Source organism: Acinetobacter sp. AOR14_HL (assembly GCF_027855175.1).
Taxonomy (GTDB): Bacteria; Pseudomonadota; Gammaproteobacteria; order Pseudomonadales; family Moraxellaceae; genus Acinetobacter; species Acinetobacter calcoaceticus.
In genome coordinates this window covers 1-21979 of sequence record NZ_JAKTII010000022.1, presented here as the reverse complement: position 1 = coordinate 21979, position 21979 = coordinate 1, and the positions used below count along the sequence as shown (strand labels likewise).

Below are 21979 nucleotides of genomic sequence, written 5' to 3'. Positions count from 1 at the left end.
CTTAGCGCCCTTTAAAATTTGGTTCACGTTTATTCATAAAGGCTTGTACACCTTCACGATAATCTTCCGAGCGTCCAGCAATACGTTGTAAATCACGCTCTAATAGCACTTGCTCATCAAAGGTGTTGTTGCTTGATTGATGAATGGCTTTTTTAATAAGAGATAGACCAAAAGTAGGCTGTTTCGCTAAACGCTCTGCGAGTTCAGTGACTTTTGTTTTAAGCTCAGCGTCGTCAACAACATCCCAAATCATGCCCCATTCTTTTGCGGTTTCTGCTGGGAGCTTGTCACCTAACAAAGTCAGACCCATAGCACGCGCATGGCCTACAGCACGTGGTAAAAACCATGTGCCCGCAGAGTCTGGAACCAAACCTAAGCGGCAAAATGCTTGTACAAAGTTTGCTGATTTAGCTGCAATCACCAAATCACATGCCAGTGCAATGTTTGCCCCTGCACCTGCTGCAACACCATTTACGGCGCAAATGACAGGCTTTGGCATATTTACAATCGTTTTAATCAGCGGGTTATAGTAAGTTTCAATGGAATATCCTAAATCTGGAGCTTCAGCGTTTGGGTCTACTACACGATCACCTAAATCTTGCCCGGCACAGAAGCCACGGCCTTCACCACTAATCACAACACAGCGGACATCCGAATTTTTGGTCCACAGGTTTAAAACCTCGGCCACTTCACGGTGCATATCAACGTTGAAGCTATTCAGTGCTTTTGGGCGGTTAAATGTTAAGTAGCCAACACCATTTTTTTCTTCAGCAATAATATTTTGATAGTCCATCACTCACCTCTAAACACTGGCTTTCTTTTCTCAAAGAAAGCATTAATCCCTTCGTTTCGATCTTTTGTAGCTGCCAGCCAGACAAAGTTTTGACGTTCAAACTTGAGTCCCTGACTTAACGTCGTTTCATGAATACTTTTAATTGATTGTTTAATCACGCGAATCGCTAAAGGCGCTTGTTTGGCAATTTTGGCAGCAAGTTGAACCGCATATTCAACGGTTAATTCAGTCGGTACCACTTGACTGCAAATACCATGTTGCTCTGCCTGTTTTGCCGAAATCATCTCACCTGTCATTGCCCAGCGCATTGTGAGTTGTTGCCCAACCAAGCGTGCTAAACGTTGTGTTCCGCCTGCACCCGGTAACATACCAAGGCCAATTTCAGGTAAAGCAAAACGGGCATTTTCACCGCAAATTACCATATCTGAATGCAAAACCAACTCAAACCCAGCACCTAAGGCATAGCCATTGACTGCGGTAATGAGTGGCTTACTAAACGCATCAATTTTTTGCCAAAGCTTCGGACGAATATCGAGTTGCAAAGACACAGCGTCCATAGCAGCCAACTCGCTAAGATCTGCCCCAGCCGCAAAACATTGAGCGTTACCCGTTAAAACCACAGCTTTAACTTCAGCATTATGTTCAGCTTCTTCGAGCAACTCGCATAAACACTGCAATGTTGCATTGTTTAAAGCATTTCTTTTTTCTGGACGGTTTAGTGTTAATAACAAAACACCTTCTGCCACTGTGCTGGCTTTAATCAACTCTTGCATGAGAGGGCCTCTATTCATCAAAACTCAAACGAACATTTGGGCCTTTTGGTAAGGTCTGGCAACTGAGCACATAGCCTCTTTCGACTTCATCTTTTTCAAGGCTGTAGTTAAGAAACATATCGACTTCACCAGAAACAACTTTACAACGACAGGTCGCACACACCCCACCTTTACAGGCATACGGTAAATCAGCACCAGCACGTAAAGCCGCATCAAGAATACTTTCATCATCCTGAGCCACAGAAACAATCAGTTCACGACCATCTAAAATGATGTTTACTTTTTCTTCTTTGCGATTTGCATCAGCTTCAGCGCTACGTTTACGAGCCTGCCCTGTATGGAAACGTTCAGTGTGAATTTTCTCTGCTGCAATCCCATAATTTGGCAAAGTGCTTTCTACAGCATTCATCATTTCGTCTGGACCACAGGCAAAAACATGGTCAAAACTCGTTTCAAGCACATCAAAATCAAAAAGTTGTTTTAGCTTTTCTGCATCAATACGACCATTCATCAGTTCGCTGTCATTGAACTCACGAGAAAAAATATTGATGAGTTGAAAACGCTCTTTAAACTGATCTTTCAAATCCATAATTTGCTCGGCAAACATGGTTTGTTTCCATGAACGATTGCCATAAAGCAACGTAAATTTAGCTTCAGGCTGTTCAAATAGAACTTGCTTAACAATTGATAAAATTGGGGTAATACCACTGCCCGCAGCAACGCCTAAATAATTTTGTCCACCTGCCTTTGCTGCTTTTTGAAAAAACACGCCTTGTGGTGGCATCACTTCAAGCACATCGCCGACTTTTAAATGGTCATTTGCCCAATGTGAAAATTGCCCTTGATCAATTTTTTTAACAGCAATGCTGATGTCTTCTTTGCCCGCATAGCTACAAATTGAATAACAACGGCGGATTTCACCAGCTTCAGTTAAATGGCGAATGGTTAAATGTTGACCCGGTTGAAATTGAAATTGTTCTTGTTGTTCAGGCACAACGTCAAATGCAATACAAATTGCCTGATCGGTTTGAGGCGTAATACTTTTTACTTTTAATGGTACAAATTGGCTCATGGCTGATTTCCTTATCTAAAGACTTAAATACATTTGAAGTAATCAAAAGGCTCAAGACAGTCCTGACATTTATAAAGTGCTTTACAGGCGGTAGAACTAAACTCTGTTAATAGTCGGGTGTGTCGGCTTTTGCAACGTGGGCACTCGACACCATCAATCAAATGAACATGCGTACCGCACTGATGTGCCAACCCTTCAGGTGGCGCAATACCATAAACTTGCAGTTTCTTTTTACCCGCCTCAGACATCCAGTCCGTGGTCCATGCTTCTGATAAATCGACCATCACTTTGACTGGTGTCAAAGCTTCTGCGGTAAATGCCTCAACAATTTGTGCTTTTAACATATCTGTTGCTGGGCAACCGCTATATGTTGGCGTTAGACGAACTACAATTTCTTGTTGATCGTTAATGTCTACGCCCCGAATCATGCCTAAATCCACAACAGATAAAACCGGAATTTCAGGGTCACTTACCGTTTGTAGAACATCCCAACATTGGTCGATGCAATGACGAATCATGTGCATGGCTCACCTCCTTGTCTTACCAGGTCATTCCTGGATAAGTTCTTTGAATACTTTGCATTTCAGCCAACAAATAACCTAAATGCTCAGTATGCAATCCTTGTTTCGCACCACGGCGATAAGCACCGTTAACAGCAACATTTAATTCAAAACGCTTAAGCTCATCTGCAATGGTTTGGTTCCATTGTTCTTTTTCATTTGAAAAATCTGGAATCACGCCTTGTGCGACTAATGCTTGTTCGTCTCCATTAAGTTCAAATAACTCAGCGGTAAAGCGCCATAAATTATTTAATCCATCTTGCACACGTTGGTGCGCTTCATCTGTACTTAAACTTAGACGCTCCATCCAGCTTGTTGAAAAACGAATGTGATACTTCACTTCTTTTAAAGATTTCACAGCAAGCGCACTTAATTCAGGAAGCGAGCTTTGGGTTAAAGCAGTAAATAAATGAAGATGGTAATGATCCATCAACCACTGGCGTACAATCGTTTGTGCAAAATCACCGTTCGGTTGTTCGCATAACAATAAGTTTAGAAACTCACGTTCTGTACGGAAATACGCAAGTTGATCTTCATCACGTTTAGCTTCATCGTATTGACCTGCCAAAGTCAGAAAGTTTCTTGCCTGACCTAATAAGTCCAAACCGATATTTGCTAAAGCGATATCAACTTCAAGCTCAGGTGCATGTCCGCACCATTCAGCCAAACGCTGAGACAAAACCAGTTGACTATCGCCAATATGTAATAAGAATTTAGATAAAACTGAATGATTCATTTTCCAACCCCTTACATATGCTCAATGCCATCTGGAATATGGTAAAAAGTCGGATGACGATAAACCTTATCTAGAGCAGGATCGAAAAATTCAGCTTTTTCATCTGGCTGTGAAGACTTAATGAGTTCAGAACGAATCACCCAAATGCTAATTCCTTCATTACGACGTGTATAAACATCGCGTGCATGTTGAAGTGCGATTTCATCATCTGGTGCTCTTAAGCTGCCTACATGACGGTGGCTTAAACCTTGTTTACTACGGACAAATACTTCGTAAAGTGACCAGTTGTTTTTATCTTCCATTTTGATTTCCTCAAATTTTTCCATAAATCTTGTTAAGCCACTTTATTCGCTTCTAGCTGCTGTTTTTTAGCGTAGACCACTGCTGCATCACGAACCCATTTGCCGTTTTCCCATGCTTTACGGCGCGCTTCGATACGCTCGTGATTACACGGTCCACGTCCGGCAATCACTTCATTAAATTCGTGCCAGTCGATCTCGCCAAACTCATAGTGGCCTGTTTCTTCATTCAATTTTAAATCTGGATCTGGTACTTCCAAGCCAAGTTGCAACACTTGCGGTACGGTGTTATCGACAAACTTTTGACGTAATTCATCATTACCAAAGCGTTTGACTTTCCACGCCAGACTTTGTGCGCTATTTGGAGAATGCTCATCACTTGGGCCAAACATCATGAGTGCAGGCCACCAATAGCGATTTACCGCATCTTGTGCCATCTGTTTTTGTTCTGGTGTACCGCCTGCCAAAGCCATCATCGCTTCAAAACCTTGGCGTTGGTGGAAACTTTCTTCTTTACAAATACGTACCATTGCACGTGCATATGGCCCATATGAAGTACGGCAAAGTGCAACCTGATTCACAATGGCTGCCCCATCGACAAGCCAACCAATCGCAGCGACATCTGCCCAAGTCAAAGTTGGATAGTTAAAGATTGATGAGTATTTCATTTTCCCATTAATCAATTTTTCCATCATGTCATCACGGTCAGCACCTAAAGTTTCTGCCGCGCTGTACAAATACAAACCATGCCCAGCTTCATCTTGTACCTTCGCCAACAAAACCGCTTTACGTTTTAAAGTTGGCGCACGAGTAATCCAGTTCCCTTCAGGCAACATACCTACAATTTCAGAATGGCCATGTTGCCCGATTTGACGAATCAATGTTTTGCGATAGGCATCGGGCATTTCATCCTTAGCCTCGATCGTAATGTCATTGGCAATATTTTGTTCAAATTTCTGGTAGTTGTTTTCCATTCTTTCATTCCCTGTAGGCATCACCCTTAAATCTATTTTTCGATACACCAAAAACAAAGTCAACCTATTTTTTAGTATCAAATTAAATCCACCCACCAAAATCACATTAAACAATTGAAATAAATAAATATTAATCAAATGTAAAAAACTTTTTTACTTTTAAAAATCAAAATAAAGTTGACTTTTAGACAAATTAATCTGAAATTATGAATCATATTTTTGCAATTTTTATAATTGATGTATCACATAAAAAGGAGTTTGGTCATGCTTGAACAAGCACACCTAGAAGGAACCACAACTGACACAGATTTTCAGCAGTCTGAGCATCAACTACCTCACCTTGCTTCTTATATCTATGGAACATGGCATTCGACGAGTGAAGAACTGCGTCCTGTTTTCCATGCTATTACAGGTGAAGCTATTTATGCCGTAAGTAGTCATGGCATTGATATGAAACGTGTTGTTCAATATGCCAAACAAAATGGTTCAGAATTGGCAAACTGGACGTTTCACCAACGTGCTAATGCTTTAAAACAAATTGCTCAATATTTACTTGAGCGCAAGGAAGAGTTCTACAAGCTTGCCTATGCAACAGGTGCAACTCGTAAAGATGCATGGATTGATATTGAAGGTGGGATCCAGACATTATTTGCTTATTCGAGTCTAGTTCGCCGTGAACTCAATGATGAAAAAATTATTACCGAAGACAGCTGGATTCAATTATCTAAAAATGGAACTTTTGGTGCTAAGCACATTTTAAGCCCTAAAGCGGGCGTTGCAGTTCATATCAATGCTTTTAACTTCCCAATTTGGGGAATGCTTGAAAAGATTGCACCGACTCTACTTGCGGGTGTGCCATGTATTGTTAAACCTGCAACCGATGGCTCTCAATTAACTCAAGCGGTTGTAAAAGCCATTGAAGAAGCGCATGTATTACCAAAAGGCTCACTACAACTCATTTGCGGTCAGACTTATGACCTGTTCGATCACTTAGGACCTCAAGACTGCGTTACGTTTACAGGTTCTGCTTACACAGGTCAAAAACTGCGTAACCACCCTCACCTCAATAAATATTCGATTCCATTTAGCATGGAAGCAGACTCGGTAAACAGTGCAATTTTAAGCCCTGAGGCAAATGAAGAAACTGTCGATTTATTTGTGCGTGAAGTCTTCCGTGAAATGACCACAAAAGCAGGCCAAAAATGTACTGCGATTCGTCGTGCATTTGTTCCTGAAAATTTGTTAGCTACTGTGCAAGAGAAGCTAACTGCCAAACTTGCTAAAGTTGTAGTGGGTGACCCTCAAAAAGAAGAAACCACAATGGGTGCTTTAGCGAGCATTAAACAAAAACATGACGTTGCAGAAAAAGTTGCTGAACTCAGCAAAGATGCAAAAATTGTTTTTGGTGACAACGATAGCTTTACATTTAATGCAGATCATCCTGAAAAAGGTGCTTTTTTCGCTCCAACTTTATTGTTATGCGAACAACCTTTGCAAGCGACACGTGTTCATACGACAGAAGCTTTCGGTCCAGTATGTACACTCATGCCATATCAAAACATTGAAGAATTGGCCGACCTTGTTTCACGTGGTGAAGGTAGCTTAGTGGCTTCAGTCGTTAAAAATAACGATGAGAATATCGAACAGATTATTCAAAAAATTGCGCCTTGGCATGGGCGTGTGCATGTACTCGATGCAGAGTCAGCTAAAGAAAGTACAGGACATGGTTCTCCACTTCCTCATCTTATACACGGCGGGCCTGGTCGTGCAGGTGGCGGTGAAGAGTTAGGTGGTATTCGTGCCGTTAAACACTATATGCAGCGCACAGCAATTCAAGGTTCTCCAAATAGCTTGACACAAATTACCCACTCGTGGACTGCTGGCTCAAAAGTCAACGAAGACCGTGTACATCCATTTAAAAAATCTTTTGATGAGTTAGTGATTGGTGAACGCTTATTAACGGCGCGTCGCACTGTAAGCGAAGCAGATATTGTTAATTTTGCTGGTTTAAGTGGTGACTATTTCTATGCGCATACCGACAAAATTGCTGCTGCCGAGTCTTTCTTTGGTGAACGTGTTGCGCACGGCTACTTTATTGTTTCTGCCGCAGCAGGTTTGTTTGTAGATGCAGCGCAAGGGCCAGTTATTGCCAATTACGGTATGGACAACTTACGTTTTGTTGAACCGGTTAAAATTGGTGACTCGATTCAAGTTGAATTGACCTGTAAGCAGAAAACACCTAAGCCACAAAAAGACCCGTCTCAGCCTGCGCATGGCGTTGTCGTGTGGGATATTAAAGTTAAAAACCAACGCGGTGAACTTGTCGCAACCTACGACATTTTAACTTTAGTTGCTCGTGATTTATAAATAGAACTCAAACTGATGGATATTCAATTTATCCATCAGTTTTTTTTACATTAGTTGTTGTCCTTTTAATGGATCGAAAAATAACAACTTTAGAGTTACGTTGGATGAAAACGTTTAGCCAGTTTCTTTTGCAGAATAATAACGAGAATTGGGAATCCTGCTGCGGAAATTGCACATATCATCAGTAACTTGTTTACATTTTGTGGTGCCATACCATGATCAGGTAATAGAAAAGCAGAAAGAAAGAATGCGATGGTTGTAACCAGATACATGATTGAGGTCTGTAATGAAGAAAATCCAGCTCGTTGCCTATCATCAGGAAACTGAATCGAAACCACTGAAGATGACACCAAACGACTGTAAGATGCGCCGAGAAATAAAGTAATAAATAACGTTGCATACTGATGGCCTAGAATTGGTATCAGCAAACTCAATATAAAGACGATGGTAGAACCTGTAGCCAGTATCAAAGCAGAAAAACGGGAGGTTAACGCCCCTGTGATTTTTGTAGACAGATAACCTATAACGCCCCCGCTGAAGAAGAGCCAAGGCAGTAGATCTTGCGAAGCGCCCAACTGCTGTATCATTAATGGCGCCAGAATAGGAATGACCAGCATAGGACTAAACTGTACAAGCGCATTACTCGAGGCGAACAGTAAAGTATCCATATCGAGAGGCAGCGCACGAAGCGTATCTAAAGAGACGGAGTCTTGGGGTATGATGGATACAATCAATGGCAATGCCAACACACACAATGCACTTATTAGCCACAAAGCTACATGCCAACCATAATGGGTACACAGAAATAATATCGTGGGCATTCCCACAATGCTTACTATCGAAAATGACGCAATCACCGTCGCCAACATTTTTCCGCGCAAGTTAGGCGGTGCGTTGTTTATCAATATACTTATACCCACACCCATTGTCGTACCACCAACCAGCCCTGCACAGAATCGTAGTGCGAGCAGAAGACTAAAACTGGATGTGAATGTAGTTAAAAGTGTTAATAAGCCTAATAGCGCCATATTAGCGATTAAAAATTTTTTCTTATTGAAATGACCAATCCAGTAAAAGGCAATAACTCCCGAAAGGACCGCACCAAGTGTGTACATACCCGACACATAGCCTGAGAACGATACAGGCACTGCGAAATCTGTTGCCATAAAAACAAAAACAGGATTGAACACCATATATTCCAGTGCATTCGTGAACTGGACAAAAGCAATTACAAGGGCTATCCGCATGAGCGCTTTATGATTAAATGTCTGCATGACTGGGGGCATAGCAAGCAACCTGTGGATGAAAGATATCCAAGTTTAACTGCTATCAATGGTGTTTATTATATGGTAGAAATGGCACTTATTATTATCAAATATGGGATAATTGATGCGTCCGACTCTGGATTTTAATACGCTGAAAGTGTTCATTGCGGTGGTTGAAAGAGAAAGTTTTGTTGGGGCATCGAAAATCCTTGAAATGCCGACATCAAATGTTAGTCGCTGTATTTCTCAGTTAGAAGAAAAACTGGATCTTCAGCTCATTGAGCGTAGCACTCGACATATGAAACTCACTCAGGCGGGGCAGCTACTCTATACCCGAGCAAAGCCATTACTGGAGGCGCTTGAGCAAACTGAGACAGAGTTAACGTTGCGGCAAATGCAACTCAAGGGCCCATTACGTATCTGTATTCCCAATGAAATAGGTCCTGCATTGCTGGGTTCTGTTATTGCCGATTTCGCCTTTCAGTACCCAGACCTAGAGATCAGCTGTATCACAAATTTGTCAGGTTTCGAATCTCTGCGAGATGATCTGGATTTAGCTATCATTATTACCCGTGGTCAGATGGATAACAGTGACTACATCGCCCGTCATCTGGTGACTATCCCTTGCACCATTGTTGCAGCCCCCTCCGTCATTCAGCGTTATGGCACCCCTACTCATATCCAGCAATTTGAAGAATTGCCCTGTATTACAACGGTAAGTGCACTCAAAGGTGCTCCCTGGCAATTTGTGAATAAAAAGGGGGAATTCGAGACCATCAAGGTTAAAGGGCATTATCGAGTAAACAGCGGAGAGATGGCAGGACAAGCTGCGATATCAGGTGTCGGTTTTGCAATTCTATCCAAACAAGCCTGCCAACCATACATTAGCGATGGACGGTTAATCGAGGTTGAGTTTGAACAATCGGCAGCTCCATTGCAATTGTTCGCCCTTTATTCAAATCGCCGTTACTTACCCGCTAAAACAAGAGCGCTTATTGATTTCATACAGCAGAAATTGAGTGATAGTTTGAGCTGATAAGGCCACTTTCTTTTTGCTATTTATTTCCTCGCTCATTTTAGGAATCCTTTTTGTCAATCAGCCTCAATTTGTTAAGATAGCAACCGTGAAAAATTAAGTTAAGTTCTCACACACTGTTAACTCAATATTGACACTAAAAAAGGTACACTACAAAGGTATACTTTTTTCTTAGATTAAGTCAGATTTACACAGAAGTTGTTAGAATTGGTTCGATAACCAAACTTTCAAAGTTAACTTATTTATTATTGATTTTTTAAGGGTTTAATACGCATGAATAGCGCTGAAATCATGGCTGACTTATCTTCTCATACACCTATGATGCAGCAATATCTCAAAGTCAAAACGGACTATCAACATGCGTTGCTGTTTTATCGTATGGGTGACTTTTATGAACTCTTCTTTGAAGATGCTCATTTAGCAGCCAAACTTTTAGGCATCACCTTAACCCATCGTGGCAAAGCCAGTGGGCGACCTATTCCAATGGCGGGTGTTCCCTATCACGCGGCAGAAGGTTATCTTGCACGTCTTGTCAAAGCTGGGCGCACTGTAGCCATTTGCGAACAAGTTGGAGAAGTGACAGGTAAAGGTCCGGTTGATCGTAAAGTTGTTCGTATTCTTACTCCGGGTACGTTAACTGATGATGCATTACTCAGCAGTTATCAATCATCTAACCTAGTCTCTTTATGCATACATCAAAATCAGATTGGTTTTGCTTTACTCGACTTAAGTGCAGGCATTTTTAAAGTTCAACAACAAGATTACAAGCCAGAACAATTGCCTATCGAACTTGCGCGTTTAATGCCAAGTGAAATTTTGATTGATGAAGACTTGGTCGACACGAATATTATCGAACAAATTAAAAAGCACTTAGATTGTCCCGTTACCAAACGCCCGAATGTAGACTTCAATCAAAATAATGCACAAAAAACCTTATGTGATCAGTTTACGGTATCAACGCTTTCAGGCTTTGGTTTAGACCCATTACCTTTAGCCAAAGCTGCTGCCGCTGCACTCATTCACTATGCAAAAGAAACACAAAAAACTGCATTACCGCATATTCGTTCAATTCAACTTGAACAGAGCACAGACTTTATTGCGCTTGACCCAATCACACGTCGTAACTTAGAAATTATTGAACCATTATTTGAACACGGCACGTCATTATTCCAACTGGTAAATGACTGCCAAACTGCAATGGGTGGACGCTTATTAAGCCGTACACTGATGCAACCTGTTCGTGATACCGCATTACTCGATGCTCGTTTAGATGCCATTGAGCAATTAATTCAGGGATATCATGAAAGCCCAGTTCGTTTGGTCCTTAAAGAAATTGGTGACATTGAGCGTGTGCTTAGTCGTGTTGCACTGGGCAGTGCGCGACCACGCGATTTAGTACAACTTCGTCATGCATGTGCACAAATTCCAGCGTTAAGAACGGCTTTAACTCCAGTCATTCAAGCGAAAAAATCCAAACTATTAGTTCAACTTGATCAAGAACTTGGTGATTTTAAAGCGCTTCATCAACATTTGATGGCAGCCATTGTTGAAAACCCACCTGTATTACTTCGTGATGGCAATGTAATTGCAGAAGGCTACGATGCTGACCTCGATGAATTACGCCAAATTCGCGATCACGCAGGTCAATTCCTCATTGATTTAGAAATTAAAGAGCGTGAACGTACTGGCATTAATACCCTTAAAATCGGTTATAACCGTGTAAGTGGTTACTACATTGAACTCACTCGTGCTCAAGCAGAGCAAGCTCCAGCTGACTATATTCGTCGCCAGACTTTAAAAAATGCTGAACGCTACATTACCCCTGAGTTAAAAAGTTTTGAAGATAAAGTTCTGTCGAGTGAGTCACGTGCATTAGCACGTGAAAAAGCATTATTCGAAGCTTTACTTGAAAACCTTCGCGAAAATATTGCTCATCTCCAAATGATGAGTTCAGCAATTGCTCAAATTGATGTGGTTGCTAACTTTGCTCATCAAGCACGCTTAAACAATTGGGCACGTCCTGAATTTACCCCAGAAACGGGCATTAAAATTCAGGCAGGCCGTCACCCTGTAGTTGAAGCATTAAATAAAGCACCATTTACACCAAATGATACTTTTCTTGATAGCCAACATCGCATGGCAATCATTACTGGCCCAAACATGGGCGGTAAATCAACATTCATGCGTCAAACGGCATTAATTAGTTTATTGGCTTACTGCGGCAGTTATATTCCAGCCAAAGCAGCCAAACTCGGTCCAATCGATCGCATTTTCACTCGTATTGGTTCAGCCGACGATTTATCTACAGGCAAATCGACCTTTATGGTTGAGATGACGGAAACCTCTCAAATTCTGCACCATGCCACCAATCAATCGCTGGTTTTGATGGATGAAGTTGGCCGCGGAACCAGTACCTATGATGGCTTGTCTTTAGCATGGGCATGCGTGGTTGATTTAACCAAACGCGTCAAATGTTTATGTCTATTTGCCACGCATTATTTCGAGTTGACTGAACTTGGTGGTGAAGCAGGAATTGATAACTATCATGTCACGGCACAAGAGCTGAACGGCAACCTGATTTTATTGCATAAAGTTCAGCAAGGTCCTGCAAGTCAAAGTCATGGTTTACAGGTCGCAAAATTAGCGGGTATTCCTGCCAATGTGATTAAAGAAGCTCAAAAACGTTTACGTATTTTAGAGAAACAGCAGCAGCAACATCTACAAACGAGCTTTCAAAATGATTTGTTTGCTCCACCAGATGCGAACGCTGGTTCACAAGTCATAGAGAAAGTTGTTGAGATAGAGGTTTCATCCCCTGCTCTAGATTTACTTAAGCAAATTGAAGTCGATAACTTATCGCCTCGTCAGGCGCTTGAGCAGCTCTACGAGTTAAAAGCTGCGCTAAAATCCTAATAAATCACGTCTGAATAAGCAGGCTTAGGTCTGCTTATTCATCTCGGAGAATAATATTTATATGATTTTAAGATCTTTGCAAAGTTCAGAAATTGATCTTATTTGGCAGCAGATTAGCCGCCGTGAATTAATTACTCAAATGTATATTCAAAATCAACAACATCTAGACTTAGTTGATTGTTTTTTTGATGTCCAACATTGGGACTCATATCATTTAGAAAATGACCCACCCAAACTAAAACAACTCTATAAGCAAGGTGCTTTATTCATCGGCGCATTTGATGCCGCAGAAAAACTCGTTGGTGTGAGTGTGGTGTCAAATCAACTTATAGCGGATTACCCTAACGCTAAATTACTACACTATTTCTATGTCGATGCAGATCATCAAGGTCAAGGCATTGGTGGCAAACTTATGCAAGCTGCAAAAGAGTCCGCCAAACAACTCGATGCGAATCAACTGTATATTTCAGCAACTCCAAGTCGACGCACTGTAGATTTCTATATTAAGCATGGCGCACAACCTCTAAGTGCCCCAGACCAACAACTTTGGCAATTAGAACCTGAAGATATCCATTTGCTCTGTACCCTTTAGTTCTACAGATTTAAGTGTTTTTCAACAAAAAAAGCAGAAAATCAAAATTTGTAAAAGAAAAATGAGAAATTAAGGCATTTAATAAAATAGATGCCTTGACTTAAATGACATCTGAATATTTAAAGGAAATATTTTTTAAGTAATTGTTTTATAAAATATATTATTATTTTGATTTTATAAACTAACACATCTTAAGGATGGAAGATCCGTTTGATTATCAACGTATTAACTTATCTTCATATGCATGAATAAAGAATATCAATAAAAGCAATTGTTTGTTTACCCCTTTTTTGCCTAAAATAAGCTATTCGAAATGAAACCATATTTTTTAGGTAGCTGTCGCCATGACCTTTGTTGTCACTGAAAATTGTATTAAATGTAAATACCAAGATTGCGTAGAAGTTTGTCCTGTAGACTGTTTTTACGAAGGTCCGAATTTCCTAGTGATCAATCCGGATGAATGTATTGACTGTGCATTATGTGAACCAGAGTGCCCGGCAAATGCAATTTTCTCTGAAGATGAGTTACCAGAAGGTCAAGAAGTGTTTATTGAGCTCAATGCTGACCTTTCACAAAAATGGCCTAACATTACTCAAATTGGTGATCAACCGGCTGACCGTGAAGAATGGAACGGCAAACCTGATAAATTACAATATCTTGAAAAGTAATTTCAAAAAAGATCAGCAACCGCTGATCTTTTTTTATACCCTATTCAAACATTTCATTGCAAATTCCTCGTAATTTGTGCACTGTTTTGCATTAAAATAGCCGCAATATTTATAAGTGCTTAATTTTTCTTATGCGGAAGTTTTTGCAGAGTATGGTGCCCTTATGCATAATCCCAGCGGTTATGGTAGGTTGTGTCAGCTCTCCCCAACACACAACAACAGGCAAAACCTCTCCAAGTGGTAAACGAATCTTTATTCCACAAGAGCGCGTTATTATCGAGCGCCCTATTCCCCCTAAAGTTGAGCCTACATCTTATCGAAGCTGGTTAGGTTCGGGTGAAAATTACGAACGTGTTCGTGAATACGAAAAATTCTTAACCCGAAATAATGTCTCGGGCATTGTGCCAAGTTTTGAGTTATTACGTTCAGCACGTGATTGGCAAAAATGTGGGCGTTCAGAATATGCCGTGCCTAATCGTGAACTTTGGGGAAATTCTTTATCTACCCTACGCGTATTTAAATATTTAGTTGCATCAAAAGTTTTAACCGACTTTGAGGTAACTTCAGTTTACCGAGATTTACCTTTAAATGAATGTGCTGGTGGCGCAAGTTCTTCTAAGCATTTATTTAACTCTGCAATTGATTTCCGTATTGGTCCTGAGTTCCCTCAAGCTCAAGATTATGCATTTATTGAAAATACCAAATTTAAACTCTGTCAATTCTGGGCTCAGCATGGTCAAAGCTTAAATATGGGTATTGGTTTATATAGCTCCGGACAAATTCATATTGATACTCAAGGCTATCGTACTTGGGGACCTGATTTAACTCGAAGCAGTTCGATGTGTAATTTTTAAATTAAAAAACTCCTTTCAATCGAAAGGAGTTTTCACTTAAACCCATTACAAACGTTTGGCTAAAGAGATGAGTTTTGATCGGTTTTTAAAGCCATGCTTTTTATAAAAATCTTCGGAAATAGATGCTCTTAACGTGTGCAGAACAATGGTTTCTATATTATTTTCTCTACACTTTCCTTCTATATACTTTAAAAGCTTAGAACCAACTCCTTTTCCCTGATATTGGGGATGAATAAAAAAATCATCTAGATAATAACGAAGCCCTTGTATAGTTGGGTGAATATGCCCCATTCCTACACCAATTAATTGGTTTCCCCATTTTGCACAAAAGCCAAAAGAAGATGAATATTGAAAATATCTCTCAAAATATTTTCTAATTGACTCTAAATCATCAAACTGCTCATTCCATGGCTCATTACTAAAAGCTGAACAATAAACCTCAATACCCTCTTCAAAATCTACACTTGTGAAAGCACACAACGTAATTCTCATTTATACATCCCTAACTACACATTGATAAAAATAAGCAAGAAATGAACCTTTTTATACTCCTTGTTTAATTTGGGTTGGTAACTCAGAAAAAGTAATTTGCTCATTCAATAAGCAACCAAAATTTCTTCAAACGAAGATTTTTGCACTCTAGGCATAAACGTTTAAAATACCCCTATCAACATATAGGTAAATTTGATTATGCAGCAGATGTGGACAGACATTGACGAATATATCGATTCACATTTAATTCCCGAAGACCCGCGACTCGAATATGCATTAAAAAATACCGACGAACACGGCTTCTCAAATCATCTTGCAGTGGCTCCTAACCAGGGAATGTTCTTGCAGATGCTTATTCAAATGAATAAATGCAAACGAGTTTTAGAAATTGGAACCTTTGCTGCATATAGTACAATTTGGTTAGGCCGTGCGTTACCTGAAGATGGTTATTTACTCACAATAGAAGGCCGTGACACTCACGCAGAAATGGCACAAAAAAATATCGACCATGCAAATCTTCCTGTAAAAGTTGAGCTTAAAGCTGGCCGTGCCGCAGATATTCTTTCTGAGATTGATCCTCAATCTATCGAGCCTTTTGATTTTATTTTCATTGATGCAGATAAACAGGGATATCCGGAATATTTAGAATTGAGCCTGAAATTTTCCAGATCAGGTACAATTATTGTGCTTGATAATGTGATTCGCGCAGGTGATATTTTAAATCCAGATAATAAAAAACCAAGTATTGAAGGCATCCGTGAAATGTTTAAAGCCCTCGAAAACCATCCACAAATCTTGTCTTGTACAGCATTACAAACAGTTGGCTCAAAAGGCCATGATGGCTTCGCAATTGCAATTGTGAAATAATGGTTAAAAAATCGTCTTTTTTATTTTATTATTTATAATCAATAAATTACTTTTATTACAGTTGCTTTTCCATATAGTTATCCACAAGATTTGCGGATAACTATATGCAAATCTTATTATTTAGCTACTAGCAATGGTACAGTCGCATTTCGGAATACAGTTGTTGCAATACTTCCCAAGAAGAACTGATGAATTTTGCTATGACTAAATGCACCTAGCACAATGATTTGAATACCATGTTCTTGTTGGTACTCTAAAATATTTTGTGCAACATCGCCATAGCGATATACGGTCACTACATCTATACCCGCTTGTTTAAGGTAATGCTCAGGTTCATTGAGTACTTCTGGATGATCACCGACATAAACCAAATGACATTGCAGTGTTCGCAATAAATCACTTTGAGCAATGCGGCGCATCATTTTTTGACAAGTTGGTGAATATTCATAGGCAAAAATAAATCGTGTCGGTATTTTAAAGTTTTCACCGATGGTCAAAACAGTACAGTTGGCTCCACGAATAAAGTTTTCAACATTACTACCAATTGGTTTCTGTTTTTCGGCAGCTCTTTCCCCGACTCGACCTAAAATTACGATGTCATTTTCATGCAAGAGATTAAAACTTTGCTCTAAAAAATCACCTTTTTCTTGAATTTTTGAACATGTAATATCGTATTTTTCTTTAATAAGATCAGAAATATGACGAAGTAAATTATTGCTATAGTCTAAAGCGAGTTCACTTTGTTTTTGTTCCAGCTCAGCTAACTCTTTTAGCAGCATTGCATTGCTTTCAAAGCCAATTACTCCACTAATTTCACCAAGATGATAACTTGCAGGGTAATAGTCTAGAATTTGTAATAATACAAGTTCTCGTCCGGTTGCTTTAGCAACCCATGCTGCTGCATCGGCAATAGCATTAATACACGGTGATGAGTCAATACACGCAATAACACGGTTCATGTCAGCCTCTCTTCTTCAGGTCTTTTGCCTTGGAGATTATTCTTAAAACTTAGCTTTAACTTAACATAGATAAAAATTGGTATGTTAAGGTTTATGTATAAAAATCAACTTTTTTGTTTAAAGATCAAACATTTTATTACATTCTTGAGACTGTATTATTCCCTTAAACGAATAAATTTTGCGGGGTTGCCACCTACAATATGGTACGGCTCCACATCTTTTGTCACCATACTATTCATGCCAACTACAGCATGCTTACCTATTTTAATACCATCTTTAATACCCACATGTGCACCTAACCAAACGTCCTGCTCAATTTCAATTCCTTTGGAGGTGACAGGTTGCTGGTAAAGTGGACGGTCTAACTGCATGCCATGATCAAATGCATATAAGTGGCAATATGCAGCAATACGTACCTGATCATGCAACTTTATGCCGGCTCGCCCCCCATCTAAAATACAATGATGATTTATCGCGACCTCATTACCAATTTCAAGTGGTCCATGCAGACTACAATCTGCTGCGATAAAGCAATTATCACCAATAATAATTTTGCGTCCCGGTTCAGCAAAAATATGAGCTAAGGGCGAGATAAAACAATTTTTACCAATCTCAACTGTTTCCATCTCCATCAAATAAGCTTGATATTCTTGTTGCCACTCTTCGGCCCAAGCACGATTTTTAGGTTTTAAAGTCCAATATAACCATGGCATATAATTTAAACGGTGCTTATGTTGTTCCCGATATTTGAGTAAGGAATCAGTCATCGGTTAATTCCTCTTCAATTTTTAATTCTTCACGACCACGCGTTACATCTCTGAGTTTTAGGGCAAGTGGTTCAATTTGATGTATTTGTAGCCTTGCTTCGATATTTACACCCGTTGCAGTATAGGTTTCCTGATATTCAATTTGTTGTTGAGTAAGCTCATATTGAAATATGGCCCATTCATTAAAGTGACAGGAAAAATAAATCGTTTTCTTTGCAATGAGTTCAATACGCTCAGCCAATAGCAAAGATTGTCCCGCACAACCGCCATATGCTCGAACAAGGCCGCCGGTCCCTAGCTTTATTCCACCATACCAACGGTTAACCATCACAATGATATTCGTCAGGTCATTCCCTTCAATGGTTGCCAAGATTGGACGCCCTGCTGTTCCTGAGGGTTCACCATCATCGTTAAAGCGAACATTATGGCCAATTTTCCATGCCCAGCATTGATGAGTTGTCGAGATATCTTTGTTTTGTTCTAAAAATTCTTTAACTTGCTGTTCATTTTCTACTGGTGCAGCGATAGCCTGAAATCTACTTTTTTTAATTTCTTCTTCAAACGTAATGAGTGATGCAATCGTAAAAGCCATAAATTAAATAAAGCATAATAAAAATCAAATTATAACGTGAATTTAATAGAATCAAACCCATAAAAAAGCCCCGAATCTCGGGGCTTTTTTTATTATCTTTCTCGTAACGCTTCTTTGGCTTTATTGAATGGTTTAAGCAAGTAATCCAGTACCGTTTTTTGACCAGTACGAATATCTACAGTTGCCACCATACCCGGTGTAATACTGTATGCCTTACCTTGTTTATTATAAAGCTTGTCTGAATCGGTTCGAATATAAACACGATAATAGAACTGGTCTTGTTTAACTTCATCACGAATCGTGTCTGGGGAAATAACCGTAACCTTTCCTTTTAAACCACCATAAATTGAGTAGTCATAGGCAGTAATCTTAACCAGCGCTTCTTGTCCCGGTCGAATAAATGCAATGTCACGCGGTAAAATACGCGCTTCAATGAGCAACTGTTCATCAATCGGTACAATAGTCATCAACTTACCGTTTTGCGGAATAACACCGCCATGGGTAGTGACTGCAATTTCTTTTATGACACCACGTACTGGTGCTTTAAACACTGCACGATCTAAACTGTCACTACGACCCAGTACGACTTGTTGCTGCGTTTCAATATCAGTATTGGCTTTCGATAACTCTTCACGAGCCTGCACAAAATACTGGTTCTGCACATCATTCATTTTATTTTGCAAATCATTTGCTTCACGACGTAAACGTAAAACTTCAACCTCACTTGCCGCACCTTTAGCAACTAAAGGCTCCGTCATTGCCAGTTCTTGTTGTACCAGTTGCAAAGCCTGTCTAAAGCCTGCAAGTGTTTGTTCGAGATTAGCTCTGCGGGACGCATATAGCGCTGTTTCTTCATGTACAAGTTTTGGTTCTTTTAGCACAATTTCAGGAAAAGCTAATGGAGTACCATTCACCTCTGCACGTAAGCGTGCTGAAGTTGCCTGAGCGGAGATCAGTAAAGATCTTGATTCACCGACATTCGATGCCAAACGGGTTGGATCTAATTGCGCAAGAATTTCGCCTTTTTGAACAATGTCGCCTTCTTGTACATTTAGCTTGGTTAAAATACCACCTTCTAAGGACTGGATGACCTGTTCCTTAGACGATGGAACTACTTTACCCGTGCCGGTAGAGACTTCTTCAAGTTTAAATACCCATGCCCAGATAAAGAAAATAACTAAGCCAATCCCCACAATCCAGATCACTAAACTGGCACGTGGTAACGGTGGCTCACTATAAGAGACATTCATTGAACGGGTGAGTTCTTGTTTTGGTTCGCTCATGAATTATCCCCTTGCACTTGTTTTTGTTGGGCTGTTGATTGATTAAGGACCTGATCTCTTGGACCATCCATCACGATTTTGCCGTCGTTAACGACAATAATACGGTCCACCAGTTCTAAAACAGCGCGGCGGTGAGTCGCAACCACCAAGGTTCGATGGGCCAGCCAGCCTTTTAAATGATCAATCAGTTGTTTCTCTGCCACATCATCAATCGCTGCTGTCGGTTCATCCAGCAATAAAATGTTGGGTTGACGAATCAATAAACGAGCCAATAACAAGGCTTGTTTCTGACCACCCGAGAAACCAACCCCGCCCTCTAAAATCAGGTGATCGAGCCCTTCTTTTTTCTCTTGAACAAAAGGTAATGCACCCGTCACCACTAGAGCACGAAGAATATCTTCATCGGTTGCAAGCGGTGCGCCCAAAGTTAGGTTCTCACGAATCGTACCGTAGAAAAGATGTGCGTTCTGGTTAAGTAAACCCATATCACGACGTACATCAGATGGGTCAATTAAAGAAAGATCCAGACCATCTAAATGCACTGCGCCTTGAACAGGGACTTGCATGCCAGATAGAAGCTGAAGCAGTGTCGATTTACCAGCACCATTGCGCCCCAGAATTGCAATTTTTTCACCAGCACGAATTTTTAAATGGCGGATTGCTAAACTTGGTTTCGGGTCTTCTTCTCCATATTGGAACAAGACATTTTTTAATTCATAGTCGCCATTTAAAACTGCTTTATGTACCAGATGTGAACGCTCAGCCTGATCAATCGGGCGTTGCATGAGTTCATCCAGACTCTGTTTAGCCACTTTCGCCTGCTGTAAACGCCCCAATACACCCGTAATTTGCGCAATCGGCGCCAACATGCGTGAAGATAAAATTGAACAGGCAACTAAAGCACCCGTGGTCATTTCACCCTCCATCACTGCAAAACATCCTACCAAAACCACAATTGCATAGGTTAAGCCCTGAATCTTTTGGGTCCATGCCATTAAGGTACCGACAATTTTACGTTGTTTCATACCAATATCGGCTGAAACTTCATTCATGTGATTCCATTGGTTTTGGAAACGCGATTCGGCACGCAACAACTTGATATCTTCAATACCCTGCACCGCTTCAACCAGAATGGCATTCCGGATTGAAGATTCTCTCATGCCTTCTTGTGCCAATTGCGCTAACTTTTTCTGCACCAGAAGACCCGGCAAAATCATAAGCGGCACAACCAGCAACATCACCCAAAACAGCTTTCCGCCAATAATGGCAAAGATGGTCAGGAACAGGAAAAAGAATGGGAAATCGGCAATTGCACTAATGGTGGTAGAGGTCACCAGTTCACGAACACCTTCGAGCTCGCGAATCTGGGAAATAAAACTACCTGTAGACTTTGAACGATCTTTATTTTTGATTCTTAAGGCGTGACCAAATACACGGTCAGAAACAAGTAAATCTGCTCGTTTACCAATAATATCGGATAGATAAACTCGGGACACACGTAAGATAAACTCAAAAATAGCGGCAATCAGTACACCACCAGCCAGCACCCATAAGGTTGGAACAGACTGTGAAGGCACAACACGGTCATAGACTTGCATTGAGAAAACAATGGTTGCCAGTGCCAGCACATTGGCAATGAGTGAGGCAAACATAATATCAACGTAGCGCTTCCAGTCTCTTAGAACAATTGACCAGAACCAGCTTGCTTCATAGGGTTTGATATATTCATCAATACGCGCATCGGGAATAGAACTTTCAGGACGCAGGATATAGACATTCTTAATTGTATTTTTTAAGACATCTAAGCTTAAATTTTGAGAAAGTCCCTGATCCCCACTAAACTGGATACTGACATTACCTTGGGTATCGGCTTTATCAATAATGCCGACCTGTCCGTCATGAAACTCGACCATAACAGGTAGCCGCCACGGGTTCAGCAGCTCTAAAGAAAACGGTACTTTACGTAGGTTTAGCCCAACCTGACGTGTCATTAACTGTAAAACATCATCAAGGTTTTGATTCTGGTTCCAGTCAAGTTGTAAACGGATTCTTTCTTCTGAAGGCTCAATTCGATAATGTTTAGCAATCGTTAAGACCGCCTGTAACCAGGGCTGGTA

At 40.4% G+C, this 21979-nt stretch carries 21 protein-coding genes; 7 read left to right on the top strand and 14 right to left on the bottom strand.

The features are described 5' to 3' along the window. Window position 1 precedes the first annotated feature (1 nt). Genes paaG through paaA form a run of 7 tightly spaced genes read right to left on the bottom strand, consistent with a single transcriptional unit; the run spans window position 2 to window position 5207 of the window. Window positions 2-793: a 2-(1,2-epoxy-1,2-dihydrophenyl)acetyl-CoA isomerase PaaG gene (paaG, locus tag MKL38_RS18155; RefSeq protein WP_270904002.1), complete on the bottom strand. Its 792-nt coding sequence runs from the start codon at window positions 791-793 to the stop codon at window positions 2-4. Next, on the bottom strand, window positions 793-1566 hold the full coding sequence (locus MKL38_RS18150) for an enoyl-CoA hydratase-related protein (RefSeq protein WP_270904001.1): 774 nt from the start codon (window positions 1564-1566) through the stop codon (window positions 793-795). Before MKL38_RS18150 ends, paaG begins: the two co-directional genes overlap by 1 nt. 10 nt (window positions 1567-1576) lie before the next feature. After that, window positions 1577-2638: a 1,2-phenylacetyl-CoA epoxidase subunit PaaE gene (gene paaE / locus MKL38_RS18145; RefSeq protein WP_270904000.1), complete on the bottom strand. Its 1062-nt coding sequence runs from the start codon at window positions 2636-2638 to the stop codon at window positions 1577-1579. A gap of 23 nt (window positions 2639-2661) precedes the next feature. Further along, window positions 2662-3162: a 1,2-phenylacetyl-CoA epoxidase subunit PaaD gene (paaD, locus tag MKL38_RS18140; RefSeq protein ID WP_005041603.1), complete on the bottom strand. Its 501-nt coding sequence runs from the start codon at window positions 3160-3162 to the stop codon at window positions 2662-2664. Between the two features lie 16 nt (window positions 3163-3178). Then, window positions 3179-3934 (bottom strand): 1,2-phenylacetyl-CoA epoxidase subunit PaaC, encoded by a 756-nt coding sequence (gene paaC, locus MKL38_RS18135; protein ID WP_270903999.1) that lies wholly within the window; start codon window positions 3932-3934, stop codon window positions 3179-3181. Window positions 3935-3945: 11 nt separating this feature from the next. Then, window positions 3946-4236, bottom strand: a complete 291-nt coding sequence (paaB, locus tag MKL38_RS18130) for a 1,2-phenylacetyl-CoA epoxidase subunit PaaB (protein ID WP_004642197.1) — start codon at window positions 4234-4236, stop codon at window positions 3946-3948. A 32-nt stretch (window positions 4237-4268) separates the two neighbouring features. Next, window positions 4269-5207 (bottom strand): 1,2-phenylacetyl-CoA epoxidase subunit PaaA, encoded by a 939-nt coding sequence (paaA, locus tag MKL38_RS18125; RefSeq protein ID WP_333724268.1) that lies wholly within the window; start codon window positions 5205-5207, stop codon window positions 4269-4271. A gap of 264 nt (window positions 5208-5471) precedes the next feature. Here paaA and paaZ point away from each other — a divergent pair, with 264 nt between their 5' ends. Beyond that, window positions 5472-7574, top strand: a complete 2103-nt coding sequence (paaZ, locus tag MKL38_RS18120) for a phenylacetic acid degradation bifunctional protein PaaZ (RefSeq protein ID WP_270903997.1) — start codon at window positions 5472-5474, stop codon at window positions 7572-7574. Between the two features lie 95 nt (window positions 7575-7669). Here paaZ and MKL38_RS18115 read toward each other — a convergent pair whose 3' ends face one another. Continuing rightward, window positions 7670-8860, bottom strand: a complete 1191-nt coding sequence (locus MKL38_RS18115; protein ID WP_270903996.1) for an MFS transporter — start codon at window positions 8858-8860, stop codon at window positions 7670-7672. Window positions 8861-8963: 103 nt separating this feature from the next. Between MKL38_RS18115 and MKL38_RS18110 the strand changes: the two genes are divergently transcribed. From MKL38_RS18110 to MKL38_RS18090, 5 genes are all read left to right on the top strand, one after another. Beyond that, entirely contained in the window at window positions 8964-9875 is a 912-nt protein-coding gene (locus MKL38_RS18110) for a LysR family transcriptional regulator (RefSeq protein ID WP_231761506.1), read from the top strand. A gap of 273 nt (window positions 9876-10148) precedes the next feature. Next, window positions 10149-12788 (top strand): DNA mismatch repair protein MutS, encoded by a 2640-nt coding sequence (gene mutS / locus MKL38_RS18105; protein WP_045435827.1) that lies wholly within the window; start codon window positions 10149-10151, stop codon window positions 12786-12788. Between the two features lie 61 nt (window positions 12789-12849). After that, window positions 12850-13380: a GNAT family N-acetyltransferase gene (locus MKL38_RS18100; protein WP_270903995.1), complete on the top strand. Its 531-nt coding sequence runs from the start codon at window positions 12850-12852 to the stop codon at window positions 13378-13380. Window positions 13381-13724: 344 nt separating this feature from the next. Next, the gene (gene fdxA, locus MKL38_RS18095) at window positions 13725-14048 is read left to right on the top strand and encodes a ferredoxin FdxA (protein ID WP_003650851.1); all 324 of its coding nucleotides are present in this window, start codon (window positions 13725-13727) and stop codon (window positions 14046-14048) included. A 131-nt stretch (window positions 14049-14179) separates the two neighbouring features. Then, complete coding sequence (locus MKL38_RS18090; RefSeq protein WP_231761508.1) at window positions 14180-14902, top strand: D-Ala-D-Ala carboxypeptidase family metallohydrolase; 723 nt, start codon at window positions 14180-14182, stop codon at window positions 14900-14902. A 45-nt stretch (window positions 14903-14947) separates the two neighbouring features. On the opposite strand, the gene MKL38_RS18085 is transcribed toward MKL38_RS18090, so the two are convergent. After that, window positions 14948-15394, bottom strand: coding sequence for a GNAT family N-acetyltransferase (locus tag MKL38_RS18085; RefSeq protein WP_270903994.1), 447 nt, complete (start codon window positions 15392-15394; stop codon window positions 14948-14950). Window positions 15395-15592: 198 nt separating this feature from the next. Here MKL38_RS18085 and MKL38_RS18080 point away from each other — a divergent pair, with 198 nt between their 5' ends. Further along, window positions 15593-16261 carry an O-methyltransferase gene (locus MKL38_RS18080; RefSeq protein ID WP_127491168.1) on the top strand — a complete coding sequence of 223 codons (669 nt, stop codon included), beginning with the start codon at window positions 15593-15595 and terminating at the stop codon, window positions 16259-16261. A gap of 116 nt (window positions 16262-16377) precedes the next feature. On the opposite strand, the gene MKL38_RS18075 is transcribed toward MKL38_RS18080, so the two are convergent. The 5 genes from MKL38_RS18075 to MKL38_RS18055 all read right to left on the bottom strand — a co-directional run. After that, entirely contained in the window at window positions 16378-17220 is an 843-nt protein-coding gene (locus MKL38_RS18075) for a universal stress protein (RefSeq protein WP_005041766.1), read from the bottom strand. Window positions 17221-17375: 155 nt separating this feature from the next. After that, window positions 17376-17987, bottom strand: a complete 612-nt coding sequence (locus tag MKL38_RS18070; RefSeq protein ID WP_004642188.1) for a chloramphenicol acetyltransferase CAT — start codon at window positions 17985-17987, stop codon at window positions 17376-17378. After that, complete coding sequence (locus MKL38_RS18065; RefSeq protein ID WP_270903993.1) at window positions 17980-18579, bottom strand: IMPACT family protein; 600 nt, start codon at window positions 18577-18579, stop codon at window positions 17980-17982. Before MKL38_RS18065 ends, MKL38_RS18070 begins: the two co-directional genes overlap by 8 nt. Before the next feature lie 92 nt (window positions 18580-18671). Beyond that, entirely contained in the window at window positions 18672-19862 is a 1191-nt protein-coding gene (locus tag MKL38_RS18060; protein WP_270903992.1) for an HlyD family type I secretion periplasmic adaptor subunit, read from the bottom strand. Next, on the bottom strand, window positions 19859-21979 hold a 2121-nt coding region (locus tag MKL38_RS18055; protein WP_270903990.1), incomplete at its 5' end, for a type I secretion system permease/ATPase. The genes MKL38_RS18060 and MKL38_RS18055, both read right to left, overlap by 4 nt.